The sequence below is a fragment of the Psychrobacter sp. Sarcosine-3u-12 genome (assembly GCF_002836005.1).
Lineage (GTDB): Bacteria > Pseudomonadota > Gammaproteobacteria > Pseudomonadales > Moraxellaceae > Psychrobacter > Psychrobacter okhotskensis.
Genome location: NZ_PJBY01000109.1, coordinates 220,077 through 234,880 on the forward strand (window position 1 = coordinate 220,077; position 14,804 = coordinate 234,880).

14 protein-coding genes are annotated in these 14,804 nt (G+C 43.1%); 9 read left to right on the plus strand and 5 right to left on the minus strand.

All coding sequences use genetic code 11. From position 1 onward, the window contains the following. The first annotated feature begins 95 nt into the window (after window positions 1–95). Window positions 96–1,013, plus strand: a complete 918-nt coding sequence (gene lpxC / locus CXF65_RS12820; RefSeq protein ID WP_101212359.1) for a UDP-3-O-acyl-N-acetylglucosamine deacetylase — start codon at window positions 96–98, stop codon at window positions 1,011–1,013. Between the two features lie 298 nt (window positions 1,014–1,311). Here lpxC and CXF65_RS12825 read toward each other — a convergent pair whose 3' ends face one another. Next, the gene (locus CXF65_RS12825; RefSeq protein WP_101212361.1) at window positions 1,312–1,827 is read right to left on the minus strand and encodes a hypothetical protein; all 516 of its coding nucleotides are present in this window, start codon (window positions 1,825–1,827) and stop codon (window positions 1,312–1,314) included. A gap of 253 nt (window positions 1,828–2,080) precedes the next feature. Between CXF65_RS12825 and CXF65_RS12830 the strand changes: the two genes are divergently transcribed. Next, the gene (locus CXF65_RS12830; RefSeq protein ID WP_025652418.1) at window positions 2,081–2,806 is read left to right on the plus strand and encodes a CHAP domain-containing protein; all 726 of its coding nucleotides are present in this window, start codon (window positions 2,081–2,083) and stop codon (window positions 2,804–2,806) included. A 385-nt stretch (window positions 2,807–3,191) separates the two neighbouring features. Here CXF65_RS12830 and CXF65_RS12835 read toward each other — a convergent pair whose 3' ends face one another. Together CXF65_RS12835 and CXF65_RS12840 are read right to left on the minus strand one after the other, a co-directional pair. Continuing rightward, window positions 3,192–3,965, minus strand: coding sequence for a hypothetical protein (locus tag CXF65_RS12835; protein ID WP_101212363.1), 774 nt, complete (start codon window positions 3,963–3,965; stop codon window positions 3,192–3,194). A gap of 246 nt (window positions 3,966–4,211) precedes the next feature. After that, window positions 4,212–4,523, minus strand: coding sequence for a YhbY family RNA-binding protein (locus tag CXF65_RS12840; RefSeq protein ID WP_025652420.1), 312 nt, complete (start codon window positions 4,521–4,523; stop codon window positions 4,212–4,214). A gap of 349 nt (window positions 4,524–4,872) precedes the next feature. On the opposite strand from CXF65_RS12840, the gene CXF65_RS12845 reads away from it, so the two are divergent. From CXF65_RS12845 to CXF65_RS12875, 7 genes are all read left to right on the plus strand, one after another. Further along, window positions 4,873–5,505, plus strand: a complete 633-nt coding sequence (locus CXF65_RS12845; protein ID WP_101212365.1) for an RlmE family RNA methyltransferase — start codon at window positions 4,873–4,875, stop codon at window positions 5,503–5,505. Between the two features lie 346 nt (window positions 5,506–5,851). After that, window positions 5,852–7,747: an ATP-dependent zinc metalloprotease FtsH gene (ftsH, locus tag CXF65_RS12850; protein WP_025652422.1), complete on the plus strand. Its 1,896-nt coding sequence runs from the start codon at window positions 5,852–5,854 to the stop codon at window positions 7,745–7,747. A 166-nt stretch (window positions 7,748–7,913) separates the two neighbouring features. Next, entirely contained in the window at window positions 7,914–8,810 is an 897-nt protein-coding gene (gene folP, locus CXF65_RS12855) for a dihydropteroate synthase (RefSeq protein WP_101212366.1), read from the plus strand. Window positions 8,811–8,946: 136 nt separating this feature from the next. Next, window positions 8,947–9,228: a succinate dehydrogenase assembly factor 2 gene (locus tag CXF65_RS12860; protein WP_101212368.1), complete on the plus strand. Its 282-nt coding sequence runs from the start codon at window positions 8,947–8,949 to the stop codon at window positions 9,226–9,228. Between the two features lie 141 nt (window positions 9,229–9,369). Further along, on the plus strand, window positions 9,370–9,828 hold the full coding sequence (locus CXF65_RS12865; protein ID WP_101212370.1) for a hypothetical protein: 459 nt from the start codon (window positions 9,370–9,372) through the stop codon (window positions 9,826–9,828). A gap of 205 nt (window positions 9,829–10,033) precedes the next feature. Then, on the plus strand, window positions 10,034–10,747 hold the full coding sequence (locus CXF65_RS12870; protein WP_101212372.1) for a YidB family protein: 714 nt from the start codon (window positions 10,034–10,036) through the stop codon (window positions 10,745–10,747). A 347-nt stretch (window positions 10,748–11,094) separates the two neighbouring features. Next, window positions 11,095–12,552 carry an anion permease gene (locus CXF65_RS12875; protein WP_101212374.1) on the plus strand — a complete coding sequence of 486 codons (1,458 nt, stop codon included), beginning with the start codon at window positions 11,095–11,097 and terminating at the stop codon, window positions 12,550–12,552. A gap of 22 nt (window positions 12,553–12,574) precedes the next feature. Here CXF65_RS12875 and CXF65_RS12880 read toward each other — a convergent pair whose 3' ends face one another. Continuing rightward, entirely contained in the window at window positions 12,575–13,681 is a 1,107-nt protein-coding gene (locus CXF65_RS12880; RefSeq protein WP_101212376.1) for a regulatory protein RecX, read from the minus strand. Between the two features lie 57 nt (window positions 13,682–13,738). Further along, entirely contained in the window at window positions 13,739–14,797 is a 1,059-nt protein-coding gene (gene recA / locus CXF65_RS12885) for a recombinase RecA (RefSeq protein WP_101212378.1), read from the minus strand. Window positions 14,798–14,804: the final 7 nt, after the last annotated feature.

Genomic DNA, 14,804 nt, shown 5'->3' on the forward strand with positions numbered 1-14,804 from the left:
AGACATAAGCAAATTAACGCTTTTTAACTATGGCGAATTGGGTACGGGTAATGGTACACTAGGTCAATTGTAACAAAATATGTGGGAAAACAGCCATGAACCAACGAACTATAAAAGCAGCGATAGCCGTTACAGGTACCGGTCTCCATAGTGGTCAGCCTGTTGATTTAGAGTTTCATCCACAGCCAGTCGATACTGGTATTGTTTTCGAGCGCTCAGATATCGAAGGTAGTCAACCGATTCCAGCCAGTGCTTTCTTAGTGCAGGACACCATGATGTCATCCAATCTAGTATTTGGAGGGGCACGGGTAGGTACGGTAGAGCATTTATTAAGTGCGATTGCCGGACTTGGCATTGATAACCTATTGATTCGTGTTTCCGCCTCAGAGATACCGATTATGGATGGTAGCGCTGCACCGTTTGTCGCATTACTAATGCAAGCGGGTTTCTGTGAGCAAGAAGGCTTAAAGAAATTCCTTAAGATTTTGAGACCAATCAGAGTAAAATTAGAGGATAAATGGGCAGAGTTACGTCCTTATGAAGGCTTTGAATTAAACTTTGAAATTGATTTTGATCATCCTGCTATCGACAAGAATTTTCAACATGCCCAGCTGCAGTTCTCTACGCAAAACTTCATAGAAGAGCTGAGCTCAGCCCGTACTTTTGGGTTTTTACGCGATATAGAAGCTCTGCGTCAAAACAACTTGGCGTTGGGCGGTAGTATGGAAAATGCGATTGTCATCGATGAAGCCAATATCCTTAACGAAGAAGGTTTACGTTTCAATGACGAGTTCGTGCGCCATAAGATTTTGGATGCGTTAGGCGATTTATATCTGATTGGTTATCCAATTCTGGGTCGTTTTAATGCCTATAAATCTGGTCATGCCTTAAACAATTTGTTGATACGTGAAATATTATCCAATCCTGACAGCTTTGAAATTGTAACTTTTGATGACAATGTAACCTGTCCTATCGAATATTTACCCCTAAAAGGCCTAGCGGTTGAAGGATGAATACAGGAATATACACGAAGTATCGAAACATTTACGCAATATTACATAAAATGGTTATAAGGATAGTTAATTTATATTCTTATAAATGAATATATAAGTTAGTATTTCTAAATAATATAACGTTAGCGTAGATAATACCGACGTTGTAGATAATCAAAAAAATCATCTGTTAGTTACCTTCACAACGTGAATGCGACTAACAGATGATTTTTTTTGTTTACGTCATTACAAAAACCTAGCGTAAGGGCGCTGTTTTCCGAAAATAGTTACATAACTTTACAGGTAGAACTCAAGATTTTTAATGATTGGCCAGACGTAAAAGTGCTTTTTTGAGCTTTTCATCAGTGGTGACATGCTCTGCAGCCTGTGATATAGTCCGCTTTGTGTTTTGGCTAAGAGCCTGATTTTCATTGGCTTTGCGAGACTTTGATGAGGTTGCTGATAACGCAGATAGTTTTTTAGAAGAAGGACTATCCGCAGATATTCTCGCTACAATGACGCGAATTTGCTTGAGTTGTTTAAATGTAATTGACTGCTCTGTTAATACTTGCAAATAAGCGTTCTGTAAATAGCGAATATGATTAGCAGCAGTCATTGAGCCCACACTGAGTGTTAATTGCTCAGCAGTTAAGCCAACGACCCAACAGGTATTAAGAATTTCCTCTGGTAGACAATCTACTAGAAGCTCTTTTATCTCAGCGGTCGCCTGAATATATAGACGCATATTGTCAGCAAGGGTTTGAGGTAGTGCGCTACCAGCAAAAGCTTGATGATCAATAAGCTGGGCAAGCCGATTAGGCTGTTTTTTTGACATCGTAATGACTCATCTAGTAGGTGACAAAATCGATATTCATATTAAACACAGTATATATGGGATGGATAGCAAACGATTTATAAAGCAGATGACCGCGCTGCCAAAGAAACCAGCGTTAGTGACTGTAGAAAGAAGAGTGAGCTGTTGTATTAAGGATTTTATCATGTTTATTTGATGATTATGTCCTCTAAACTAATTGATGCTTCGTTACGGATGACGAGCAGTCTTGTATTAACAAATAGGTAGTAAATTTATGAAACAAGCTTTATTAATTTTGTCAGTACTAGGAATGGGCATAGCACAAACGAGTGGTGCTGCCGAAACCACCTTTCAACCAAATAATACCTTGAGTCATACCATCACCAATATCTCTGCTTCTGCGAACTACGGTTCTAGTCGCAACATCTATAGCACCAATAGCGGCGCTTATGTTTCTAGCAATGACGAGATCAGTCAAGCCATTGACAATTTAAGCGCCCATGCCAAGCAAAAAGAATATCAGCTTGCCTCGCTAACCAGTCGCTTGTCTTATGAGCAGCGCCAGCAGCAAGCGAGTAAAATTCCAGATCGCTATTCTGCTCCTGCTATCGCAGCGGCACGTGCTTCAAGCGTGGCACTATCAAGAAGCTCTGGTTACTGTGCTCGTTATGTGCGTAAGGCTTTACAATCAGCCGGTTATGAATTCACCCCGAATCCTTCAGCGTATCAGTATGCTAGCCGTGGCACACTCAGCAGTGCAGGCTTTAGCAAAATCAGCAACAACATGCCACCCCAAGTTGGCGATGTTGTAGTATATGATCGCAGCTCAAAGCATCCGCATGGTCATATTCAAATATTTGATGGTTCTGACTGGGTTTCTGATTTCCGTCAAAGCAGCATCAGCCCATACAGCGGCGTCTATAACTATACGACATGGCGTGATTCGCAATACGTTGATGATGCATCAGACCGTGGTATCTACCTTGCGATGGCTGACTAATATAGTCAATCCTGTATAAATGAGAGACGGTATCAGGCTTGTTTAGGCTACTATTTGTAATATTTTTATGCGCCTTCCTGATACCCGAATTATCTTATCGACTACAAGCGTCAAGTACATCGAGTTTTAAGTAAATCGTTTTCTCCAGATCCAGTAATGCTCTTAATGACATTACTGGGTTTTTTTTGTTCAAAAATGGGATTAGGGCTTGTCCTCAATTTAACTGATAGGGCTCTAAATGAGCTAAAAATGGTTAAGTCTTACCAAAATATCGTCAAATAGCTAGGTAATATCTCGATATTATCTGCACTCTTTTCCTTGCTTGACTGCAATTTACCTCGTTTTTATAACCATCTTTAAAATGAGGACACGCCCTAGATAAGCATTATCGTTCAGTTGCTATCGATGATGCTAGCTGGTTAAGTAAGGCTGCTTTAGAATCAAACCTAGTCCAGTAGCGACGATTGTGAAAGTCAGGCGGAGAAGCATGACTGGGTGCGAAATATAAAGCAGTCTCACCAAACCATAAAATGACGCAGGGATGTATGTGCTCAACGACCATATTGCTAATAGCAAAATTTTGGCTAGACCGTTCTTTTATCGGTACACTAAAGGTTCGCTTGTAATTATATAATGTGTGCGCTGCTGATGAATTATGAGCGCGGTTAACGCCGACTGACGGCATCTGTAAATCTGGGTGATCAATCCAGTCAATCTTTGCGCATGTACGCCCATTTGCTAATAATAAAGGGGGTGGCGGTAGCGTCGCAGGATTTCGATAGCTTTCGAACTGATAAAGCGCATAACGACCATCTGGGCTGGCATTGACCTCAATATAAGCCGCTGTACTGCTACTATCAGCACTATCCTGATCCAAAGCGCTACCAGCAATAAAACACTCAAGGCAGCTCTCCTCCCACAAATAATCAGTAAAGCCAACGCGTGTTTCCTCCCAAGTCGGCCAATGTAATTGATCGGCTAAAGACTGAGTGGGTAGGGTAATTTGATAGGCTAACTGTAGTTGCAACGTTGGCTGCTGTACGATGGTCGCGTGCACGACCACTCGAATATCATGTAGGGTGTCCGTACTTACGCTAAGCTGCTGCGCATCATTGGCTAGGGTTTCAGTGGCGATACAAAGGTTAAAGGTCTGGCTCATAATTTTCTATGACTCAAAAAGTTGGTACGAGATAAAAGGTCTTTGATACTACCATATGATAAAGTACGTTCAAATAAAGGTATTACGAGGCTGATTTCAAGTCAGCTTTTAATTTAGCTTTCAAGAATATCAATAAAAAAAGCCGCGAGCAGATTGCATCGCGGCTTTTAGGCTGTATCATCATAGCTCAGCTGCTATTTTGGTGAAACGGTAGCCAGTTATTTAAACCAAGCTGAGCATGACATACTACTGCGCATGACGGGCAAGGTTTGATAGCTTAGGGTTGGCATTTGGGTTTTTGCGTAGTAATAGTGCCATACGCCCAATAGAATGAACCAAAGAGGCATTGGCTGCTGCTGCCAATTCAGCACCGATGACATCGCGTTCTTCTTTTGTGCCTGCAGGTAATTTTACCTTAATCAGCTCATGATCCGATAAGGCACGATCAATCTCTTCAGTGATGGTCGGTGTAATGCCTTTATTGCCAATCATGACAATAGGCTTGAGCTCATGACCGATGCCCTTTAGACGTTTAATTGTAGCGTTATCGAGTTCCATAGAATTCCTAGGTGTTGGTAAAAATAAAAGAGTGTACTATCAAAAACAGTTAATGATCATTATAGATAATCTGTGCCTATTTTGCATGAGATCAGCAGGATTTTGCACGATTTTACGTGATGAAAATGTTAAACTGAATGTATAAACACATTATAAACGCTACTGTCTGATAAAGCAGTGTTTAAACCAATAGAATTAAGGCAGTTTACGACTAAAAATGTATGAATCGCTCAATCAACAGAGTATTAAACCTGATTGGCTTGATATTAAGTCTGTTTTATAAGCGTAATGGCTGTTGATTGGATGCTTATTGCAGCTTTGCAAAGTAAGAGTAATAGGAGCAGGTATCTTGGCCACGCGTATTGAGAACAAAAAACTGTCGAAAAGCAGCAGTGCTTGGATGAAAGAGCATATTGACGACCATTATGTCCAAAAAGCGCAAAAAGATGGCTATCGTGCTCGTGCTGCTTATAAGTTATTAGAAATAAATGAAAAGACCAACCTTATCAAAAAAGGCATGACGGTCGTTGATTTGGGTAGTGCGCCGGGCAGTTGGTCACAAGTTGCTGGCCAATTGGTAGGGGAACAAGGTATCTTGATTGCCTCTGATATTTTAGCGATGGATACTTTGCCTGATGTTACCTTTATCCAAGGTGATTTCCGTGAAGCTGAGGTGTTCGACAGCATTATGGCAGAAGTCGGTGACAGGCAGGTCGATGTGGTGCTCTCCGATATGGCACCCAATACCGCTGGTAATAGTGCCATTGATCAGCCGCGTATGATGTACTTGTGCGAGCTGGCGGTGGACTTTGCACTTGCAACCTTACCAGAAGGTGGCGCGCTTATTATGAAAGTGTTTCAAGGCGAGGGTACACAAGAATTACGCAAGCAGATGCAGCTTGATTTTAGTAAGATTCGTAGTATCAAGCCTGGCGCTTCACGACCACGCTCGAAAGAGATGTTTTGGATTGCCATTAAATAGTTTTACTTTCAATGAGTTGCTTTCGTTGTATTTGGAATAAGTCATCACAATATAGCTAGCTTCATGTAAGATTTAACACGCTACAATCGTTAACTGAATAAAAGGAAAACCTGCTTGAATTATGCAGGATAACACCACATATCATGGTATATTAACTTTGTTTCTAGCATATGTTTTAAGCAAAGTCGTCTGAGAATAAGCGCTTTACTGGCTCATTTACGATAGATTTATATGTCATTGATGAGGATAAGTTTCGTATTTGGCAGTTATTGAACTAATGAGCAATGCGTTTATAGACGTCACGTGTCAAGTTGACACACCAATAAGTAAGGGATGGGAATAACTAGTGAGCGACATGGTAAAAAATACCTTATTGTGGCTGGTGGTAATCGGCGTTTTGGTGCTGGTGTTTAGCGGCTTTGACCAATCGTCTGAGCCAGATAGCCTTAACTACTCTGAGTTTGTGACCGCTGTGTCAGAAAGTCAGGTAGCCAGTGTTGAAATTGATGGCGAACAGATCACCGGCGAAAAGAAAAATGGCTCATCATTTGAGACCATTCGACCAGCTGTGGCTGATGAGCAACTAATGCCATTACTGCGCGAGAACCAAGTTGAGGTTCAGGGCACAGCACCGAAACGTCAAAGTGTGCTGATGCAGTTGCTGATAGCCAGTTTCCCAATCCTACTAATTATTGGTCTGTTCTTATTCTTTATGCGTAATATGCAGGGCGGTGCAGGCGGTAAAGGTGGCGGCCCAATGAGCTTTGGCAAGTCAAAAGCCAAGATGCTGACTGAAGACCAAATCAAGGTCAACTTCGAAGATGTGGCAGGTTGTGAAGAAGCCAAAGAAGAAGTGGTCGAAGTGGTCGAATTCTTGCGTGATCCAGATAAATTTACCAAGCTTGGGGCGACGATCCCCCGTGGTATCTTGATGGTAGGTCCTCCAGGTACTGGTAAGACGTTGCTAGCAAGAGCAATTGCTGGTGAAGCCAAAGTACCGTTCTTTTCAATTTCAGGTTCTGATTTTGTTGAGATGTTCGTTGGTGTCGGTGCCTCGCGTGTGCGTGATATGTTTGAGCAAGCGAAGAAAAGCGCGCCTTGTATCATCTTTATCGATGAGATCGATGCAGTTGGTCGTCATCGTGGCTCTGGTATGGGCGGCGGTAACGATGAGCGCGAGCAAACGCTGAACCAACTGTTGGTCGAAATGGATGGTTTTGAGGGCAATGAAGGCGTTATCGTCATTGCTGCTACTAACCGTGCTGACGTACTTGACAAGGCATTATTACGTCCGGGTCGTTTTGACCGTCAGGTACAAGTCGGCTTGCCAGATATCAAAGGCCGTGAACAAATATTAAAAGTACATTTAAGAAAACTGCCGAATACCGTTAGTGTTGATGCCAACTCTTTGGCACGTGGTACGCCCGGTTTTAGTGGCGCGCAATTGGCCAACCTTGTGAACGAAGCCGCTCTGTTTGCTGCGCGTCGTAACAAGCGTAGCGTTGACATGAATGACTTTGAAGATGCGAAAGATAAGCTTTACATGGGTCCTGAGCGCAAATCAATGGTCATCCGTGAAGAAGAGCGCCGTGCCACTGCTTATCATGAAGCAGGTCATGCGCTAGTGGCTGAGCTACTACCGGGTACCGATCCGGTGCATAAAGTGACGATTATGCCGCGTGGTTTTGCTTTGGGTGTCACTTGGCAGCTGCCTGAGCATGATCAAACCAGCATGTATAAATCAAAAATGCTCAGTGATATTGCGATTTTATTTGGTGGTCGTATCGCTGAAGAAGTCTTTATCAATCAAATGTCGACGGGTGCCTCAAACGACTTTGAACGGGCAACCAAAATGGCACGGGCGATGGTAACCAAATACGGCATGTCTGATGCCTTAGGTATCATGGTCTATGAAGATGATGACAACTCACAAGGTTACTTTGGTGGCGGTGGTCGTACGATTTCTGAAGCAACGCAGCAAAAAGTTGACGACGAAGTTCGCCGCATGTTAGAAGAGCAATACGATATCGCGCGCGAATTGATTGAAGGTAATCAAGAAAAAATGCATGCGATGGTTGATGCCTTGATGAAATGGGAGACCATTGACCGTGATCAACTGCAAGATATCTTAGCCGGTGAAGATCCACGTCCGCCTAGAGTATATCAGCACAATGAAGTTAATTTGGCTAAAGATAATGTGAAAACGACGGGTTCAACACCGCCACCATTACCAGCGATGTAGTTTATCGCGCATTAGTAGCCAATATAAGAAGCCCTTTTTAATAGAGGGCTTTTTTATTGTCATCATTTTACGAAGCATTTAGAACAGCAGCAGATTTACTGATATCATGAGATAAAAATAAAGTGCTGACCCAGTGTTTATCAACTTAATTTGCAACGGATTGGTTATGTCATTATTTCAGCCTTTACCTATTTATACGGTCTCTAGTCGCGAAAAAATGTTGGATCTATCGCGACCTCAGATCATGGGTATTCTTAACGTTACACCTGATTCATTTTCGGACGGTGGACAATTTAACGCTATTGATAGCGCGCTTGCTCATGCTAAAGAGATGATAGCGGCGGGTGCGACCATTATTGATATTGGCGGCGAATCTACGCGGCCAAATGCTGCTATTGTCGCGACTAGTGAGGAATTGCAGCGTGTTGTACCGGTCGTCAAAGCGATTAGAGAGCAACTTGGCGATGTAGTTTGGTTGTCTATCGATACCAGTAATCCTACCGTTATGCGGGCAGCTGTTGAGGCGGGTGCTGATATTTGGAATGATGTACGAGCGCTCAAATGCGAGGGTGCTGCAGCGCTAGCGGCTGAGCTTGATATACCAGTTATGTTGATGCACATGCGCGGTGAGCCAACGACGATGAATAATCTGGCGCTCTATGACGACGTGATCGCTGACGTTAGCGCAGAGTTAATAGCCCGTATCGATGAGGTAGTCAGCATTGGTGTCAAGCGTGAGAAAATCATTATCGACCCAGGCTTTGGTTTTGCCAAAAACTACGAGCATCATTGCGCGTTATTGTCGCAGCTAGGAGAATTACAAAGTCTTGGTTTCCCTATGATGTTTGGTATTTCTCGCAAGCGTTTTTTAGCAGAAGTATTAACTAAAAGCGGTATCGAAGCAGTGGCTACAACTGAGGCAATAGAACGTGATACAGTCGGAGTTGCTGCGGGTATATTTGCCTTGCAACAAGGCGCTAGTATTATCCGTACTCATAATGTCGCGATGATGCAGCAAGCTGTGGCGTTATGGCAGCAGTTATCTGCCTACAATCAACACTAAAAAATTAACACTAAAAAATCAATGCTAGAATAGCTCTAATCACTGCTATTGCACTATATGCATATTTGATAGTTAGCGCCAATGATTAACACTTAATATTAATCTGAACACCTATTAAAATAATGAGAGCATTTCTATGACCACTACGACCCAGCCTGAGCCAACCAATGAACAGCGCCGTATCATTTATCAAGCGCGTCGCGGCTTAAAAGAGTTAGACTTCTACATTGACCTTTATGTCAAAGAGATTTACTTAACCGCAGAGCCTACTGAACAAGAGACCTTTGCCCAACTGCTGACTCACGAAGATCCTGATTTACTCGATTATTTTACCAATCAAAACCGTCCAGAAGATGACCGCATATGGGCACTAGTAAATAAAATTAAGACATGGCGTCATGCTAAAGACGTGTCATAGCATTGACATTAATAATTTGATAATTTGACAATTTTAAAATCATTCATATTTTTAGGTTTCTTTTGCGTCGTTAAGTCTATATTGATAGCTGATAAAGTCTGATAGTTATAACGGCTTTCCCCATATGGCGGATTTGCATATATGACGATGATTACCTCCCTAAGGATTGATACTGCTATCAAGCCCGCCAGCTATTTGCGTACTTTACTATATCTTGGTTTGGCGTTAGTCATGCTTGGTTTGGCATGGCTGGCTGCGTTGGCGTTGTGGCAGTATGTACTTATATTGATAGTAACGGCAGCCGTCGTCAGCTATCTGGCACTGTCACGGCCAGTTTTGTTGCATCTCACACAGCCGCCAATTGATAAGCGTATCGATCAACATTGGCAACTTAGGATACGGACGAGCCAAGGCGATGGGCTATGGCAAGCACAACTGCTTGCTGTCCATCATCATCATTGGGCAATGAGCTTTGATTTTATGATTAAAGAGCCTTATCAGCGTTCCATGTCATTGACCGTATTTCGCGATCAAGTGAGCCTTGAGCAATGGCGCGAATTAAATGTTTTAGCAAATGTGAGCGCTGTAACGACTAATTGATACAGCGTGGTGTGGTTTATATAGAGTTATATTAGGTTTAGATGAGCCTTCATAAGCCAATATGGTCAATAACAAAACACCTATCTCGATGGTAAGATAGATTTGCTATATTAAAATATATTCAGCGTTTACGTTATCTGCTGGTTATAGTCAAATAACATAGCGGCTGAAGATAATAAACAAAACGACAAAAAAGGATGAGGTTATGAGCTTATTAGGGAATTTAGTGAGTCAAGTAGCGCGTAGTGCCATGGCGCCAGATGATGCACAGCGTAATCCTGTGAACCAAGGGTCGACATCGCGTCGTACGGGTGGTCTGGGTGATATTTTAGGTAGCGTATTGGGCGGTGGTCAATCTGGTGGTTATAATCCACAGCAGTATAATCGTCAGGCGGATAATGGATTTGGTCTGGACGATATTATGGGCAGTCTCACCGGTGGCAATCAGCGCGGTGGTATGAGCTCTGGTGCTGGCGGCTTGGGTGATATCCTAGGCAGCGTATTGGGTGGTAAGAGTAATAGAAGCGGCTTTGGCGGTGGTAAAGGCATGCTGGTTGCTGCCCTCATGCCCATGGTATTGAGCTGGATTCAACGTAATGGCGGCTTAAGCGCTGCTCTATCGAAAATCACAGGTATGGGTCACGACAATCAAGTGCGCTCTTGGATGAGTAATAATGAAGATAACGACAATTTAGACCCCAACGAGATTAACCAATTATTTGATGAAAACGAGATTCAGCAAGTGGCCGCGAAGACAGGGGCTAATGAGACTGAAGTGCGTCAAGGGCTTGCCGAATTGCTCCCAGAAGTGATGAATCAATTGACTCCGAATGGTAATCTAGACAACGAAGCTGAGGCCAATCAAGAGATTGATCAGATCATCGGTCAGTTATCGAGTCGACTGAGCACGTTAAAATAAATACGTTAAAATAACCACGTTAAAACAACCACTTTAAAAAAACAGCATTGATAAAAATTTAATTAAGAAAGAGTATGTCTGATGGCATGCTCTTTTTTTTGTTGCCAATTTTTATCACCACTATGATAAATCCAGTTTTAGCGACATTTATCTGTTTTGCAATCTAAACAGATATATTAAAAATGGTAAACAATAGCGTAAGGGTAATATAAATATTATAATAGTTTTAAACGAGCTATCCAGTCTTGTTTTATGGCAGCTATTATAGTGCGAATATTCTATAAGATATGACTATGTGATGGTGTAAGAACTTTATAAGATTAATGACTCAATAAGGATGCTTACTCATGCCATTTAAGCCTGTCCAAGCGGCGATTGCTATTTTAGTGGGTTTGATTATTTGGTTTGTCATTCCCGTTCCAACTGGCGTCACGCCTGAAGCGTGGCACATGTTGGCATTATTTATTGCCACTATCGTCGCTATTATAGGCAAGGTATTGCCCATCGGAGCGATTGCTATTATTGCGGTCACTCTAGTGGCACTGACGGGTGTGACAAGTGATAGTCCAAAACAGGCCATTAGCGATGCCTTATCAAGCTACTCAAGCCCGCTAATTTGGCTGATTGGTATCGCGGTAATGATATCTCGTGGCTTAATAAAAACAGGTCTAGGTCGACGTATCGCCTATTATTTCATCTCTATTTTTGGTAAAAAAACGATCGGCGTGGCTTATTCTTTGACTGCGGCTGAATTGATGATAGCGCCCATTACGCCCTCTAATACGGCGCGTGGCGGCGGTATTATCCACCCTATTATGAAGTCCATTGCTCAGAGCTTTCATTCCACTCCAGAAGAGGGTACGCAAAATAAAATTGGTCGCTACTTGGCAATGGTTAACTATCATGCCAACCCTATCACTTCTGGTATGTTTATTACAGCTACTGCGCCCAACCCTTTAGTCGTAGACCTAGTTAATAAGGCGACTGGCGGTGACATTCAGCTGTCATGGACGACGTGGGCAGTAGCGATGTTTGTACCGGGGATACTGTGCTTGGTAATCATGCCCTTAGTTATTTATATGGTTTATCCACCTGATGTCAAAGTCACGCCCGATGCAAAAGGTTTTGCCAAGGACAATTTGGCAGAAATGGGCAAAATAAGTCGCCAAGAAAAAATCATGCTCGGGGTGTTTGCTCTGATGCTGCTGTTGTGGGCAAATATACCGGCACTGATTTTAGGTGAAGAATATAGTGTTGATGCTACCACCACGGCCTTTATTGGTCTAACGACTTTAATATTAACGGGTGTGCTGACTTGGGATGATATCCTAAAAGAGAAATCTGCTTGGGATACCATTATTTGGTTCGGTGCGCTCATTATGATGGCAGCATATCTCAATGAGCTTGGTTTGATAGGCTGGTTTTCAAGCAATATTGAGTCTCTGATTGGTACAACTGGGGTAGGCTGGATCGGTGCCGTGACTATTTTGACTTTGGTTTATTTATATATCCATTACTTCTTTGCTAGTACCACCGCGCATATTACCGCACTATTTGCGGCTTTTTATGCAGTAGGATTGACGTTAGGTGCGCCGCCAATGTTGTATGCGTTAATCTTGGCCGCAGCAGGGAACATCATGATGACGCTTACCCACTATGCGACTGGTACCGCACCTGTTATCTTTAACTCAGGTTATGTCACGTTAAGAGAATGGTGGAGTATTGGCGCGATAATGAGTGTGGTCAATTTGGTGATTTGGATAGGTGCTGGTCTGATTTGGTGGAAGGTGCTCGGCTATTATTAATCAATCGTTATAAGTCACTATCCTAAAAGCGCTCATCTAACGTGTCTAGCGTGTAGTTGAGCGCCACAAAGCAGATATCGGTGTTAAAGCCACGATATTGCAAAAACCGTAGTTGGCGCGCTTTATCTTTTTGCTCAGTAGGAATGTCGTCGCCGTACTTTTTGGTGCGAGCAGCAACAGCGAGCTTGAGCCAATCGACACCATCGACCAAATTGTCAGCGCTGTCATCTACGAATTCGCTAAACTCCTCTGACTCTGCATTCGCCATATCGATTAGCTCATCAATATTACCCGGCATGGCAATTTTTTTACGATAAAACTCCTGCTTGATACGTCCTCGTCCACGACCTTTGCGGATATTTTCGCGAATCAGCATGAGGGTAGTGCGATAGTCACTTTGATAGCCTTTTTCTGCAAACTCTTCAAGCAGCGCATCAACTTTTTCTGGGTCTTGCTCTTTATCGAGCAGCTTTTGCTTAAGCTCAGCCTTGCCATACTCACGTCGCGATAAATAATAAAACGCCAACCAGCGTAAGCGACTTTCGGCTTTGATTGCATCAATATCCGCTTGACGTTGTTCAGGGGTACGCAAGTAGGCTTTAAGCGCCGCCGGTAGGTTATCTGTATGGCTGTCTACTACGCTATGCGTAGAAGTGGTGGTAGCGGTTGCATCTGCTATGTGATTTGATTCTTTATTAAATCTATTGTCATCACCAGTAGCAGCGCTATCGTTTTGCTCACCATGAACGTTGTGTTTGACCTCTGCTAGCATCTCTCTAATGCTTTGCGCTGCAGGTGGTTGATAAGCGGGCACATCACTAGGCTCAGGGCTAAAGTTAGCCGCTGGGTGAAAGCGTTTTTTACGCTTTTTGGATTTAGTAGGGCTTTTTCTAGTAGAAGGGGGTGCGTCAACTGATTCTATCTCAAAGCTGGAGTCATCAGATAACGAAGTAGCTTTACGAGAGTAGGTCGAGCGCTTATGTGTTTTAGCCGACTGTTTAGGCTTGTCTTTAGATGAATGCCGAGAAGTCTTAGAAGATTGGGCAGAATTTTTTGAGTTAGTATTAGCACTACTCGCTGAATCGGTGTCCGATTCAGCAAGTATTTCAGCTAGAGTTTTAATTTTCATAACAATTTAATTTTCATAACAAGTCATGATCATTGATAACGGTGAATAATGGAGCCGTTATTGAACAGGTTCAGAAGCGAGTTCTACATCAGCTTCATTAGTATCCGCTGCTTTGGCTTCTTTTTTCGATCCAAGTTTTTCATCACGAATTTTATCTTCAATCTCTTTCGCAATCGCAGGATTTTCTTTTAAGAACAGTACAGAGTTGGCTTTACCTTGACCAATTTTTTCATCGCCATAGCTATACCAAGAGCCTGCTTTACCAACCGCCCCAATCTCAACGCCTAAGTCAATCACTTCGGCTAAATGATTGGTACCTTCACCATAAGTGATTTCAAACTCTGCTTGGCGGAAGGGCGGTGCCATTTTGTTTTTGATGACCTTGACACGGGTTTGGTTCCCGATGATTTCATCACCATTTTTGACCGCACCGATACGGCGAATATCCATACGGACTGAGGCGTAGAATTTCAGCGCATTACCACCAGTCGTGGTCTCAGGGCTACCAAACATGACACCAATTTTCATACGGATTTGGTTAATAAAGACCACCATACAGTTTGAGCGTTTGGCATTACCGGTAATTTTACGTAGCGCTTGGCTCATCAGACGTGCTTGCAGGCCCATGTGCGAGTCACCCATTTCGCCCTCAATCTCCGCGCGCGGCGTCAACGCAGCCACAGAATCAATGACAATCATATCAACCGCCCCAGACCGCACTAGCATGTCGGTGATTTCAAGTGCTTGCTCACCATTATCAGGCTGAGAAAGCAGTAGGTCATCAGTTCTCACGCCAAGCTTGCGCGCATAAACGGGATCTAGTGCATGCTCAGCATCAATAAAGGCACAGACACCGCCTTGCTTTTGGCATTCTGCAATCGCCTGCAGCGTCATAGTCGTTTTACCAGAGCTTTCTGGGCCATAAATCTCAACGATACGACCTTTTGGCAGACCGCCGATACCAAGCGCAATGTCTAGACCTAGTGAGCCTGTTGATACCACATCAACATCCATAATGGCTGAGTCGTCACCTAGATGCATGATGGTGTTTTTGCCAAACTGCTTTTCGATTTGACCGAGGGCTGCTTTGAGTGCTTTGGCTTTATTGTCGTCCATACTGGAT

What these genes read in the sequence shown, in the direction of transcription:
- lpxC (WP_101212359.1), top strand. Translation starts at nt 96, where the DNA reads ATGAACCAACGAACTATAAAAGCAGCGATAGCCGTTACAGGTACCGGT.
- CXF65_RS12825 (WP_101212361.1), bottom strand. Translation starts at nt 1,827, where the DNA reads ATGTCAAAAAAACAGCCTAATCGGCTTGCCCAGCTTATTGATCATCAA.
- CXF65_RS12830 (WP_025652418.1), top strand. Translation starts at nt 2,081, where the DNA reads ATGAAACAAGCTTTATTAATTTTGTCAGTACTAGGAATGGGCATAGCA.
- CXF65_RS12835 (WP_101212363.1), bottom strand. Translation starts at nt 3,965, where the DNA reads ATGAGCCAGACCTTTAACCTTTGTATCGCCACTGAAACCCTAGCCAAT.
- CXF65_RS12840 (WP_025652420.1), bottom strand. Translation starts at nt 4,523, where the DNA reads ATGGAACTCGATAACGCTACAATTAAACGTCTAAAGGGCATCGGTCAT.
- folP (WP_101212366.1), top strand. Translation starts at nt 7,914, where the DNA reads ATGTCATTATTTCAGCCTTTACCTATTTATACGGTCTCTAGTCGCGAA.
- CXF65_RS12860 (WP_101212368.1), top strand. Translation starts at nt 8,947, where the DNA reads ATGACCACTACGACCCAGCCTGAGCCAACCAATGAACAGCGCCGTATC.
- CXF65_RS12865 (WP_101212370.1), top strand. Translation starts at nt 9,370, where the DNA reads ATGACGATGATTACCTCCCTAAGGATTGATACTGCTATCAAGCCCGCC.
- CXF65_RS12870 (WP_101212372.1), top strand. Translation starts at nt 10,034, where the DNA reads ATGAGCTTATTAGGGAATTTAGTGAGTCAAGTAGCGCGTAGTGCCATG.
- CXF65_RS12875 (WP_101212374.1), top strand. Translation starts at nt 11,095, where the DNA reads ATGCCATTTAAGCCTGTCCAAGCGGCGATTGCTATTTTAGTGGGTTTG.
- CXF65_RS12880 (WP_101212376.1), bottom strand. Translation starts at nt 13,681, where the DNA reads ATGAAAATTAAAACTCTAGCTGAAATACTTGCTGAATCGGACACCGAT.
- recA (WP_101212378.1), bottom strand. Translation starts at nt 14,797, where the DNA reads ATGGACGACAATAAAGCCAAAGCACTCAAAGCAGCCCTCGGTCAAATC.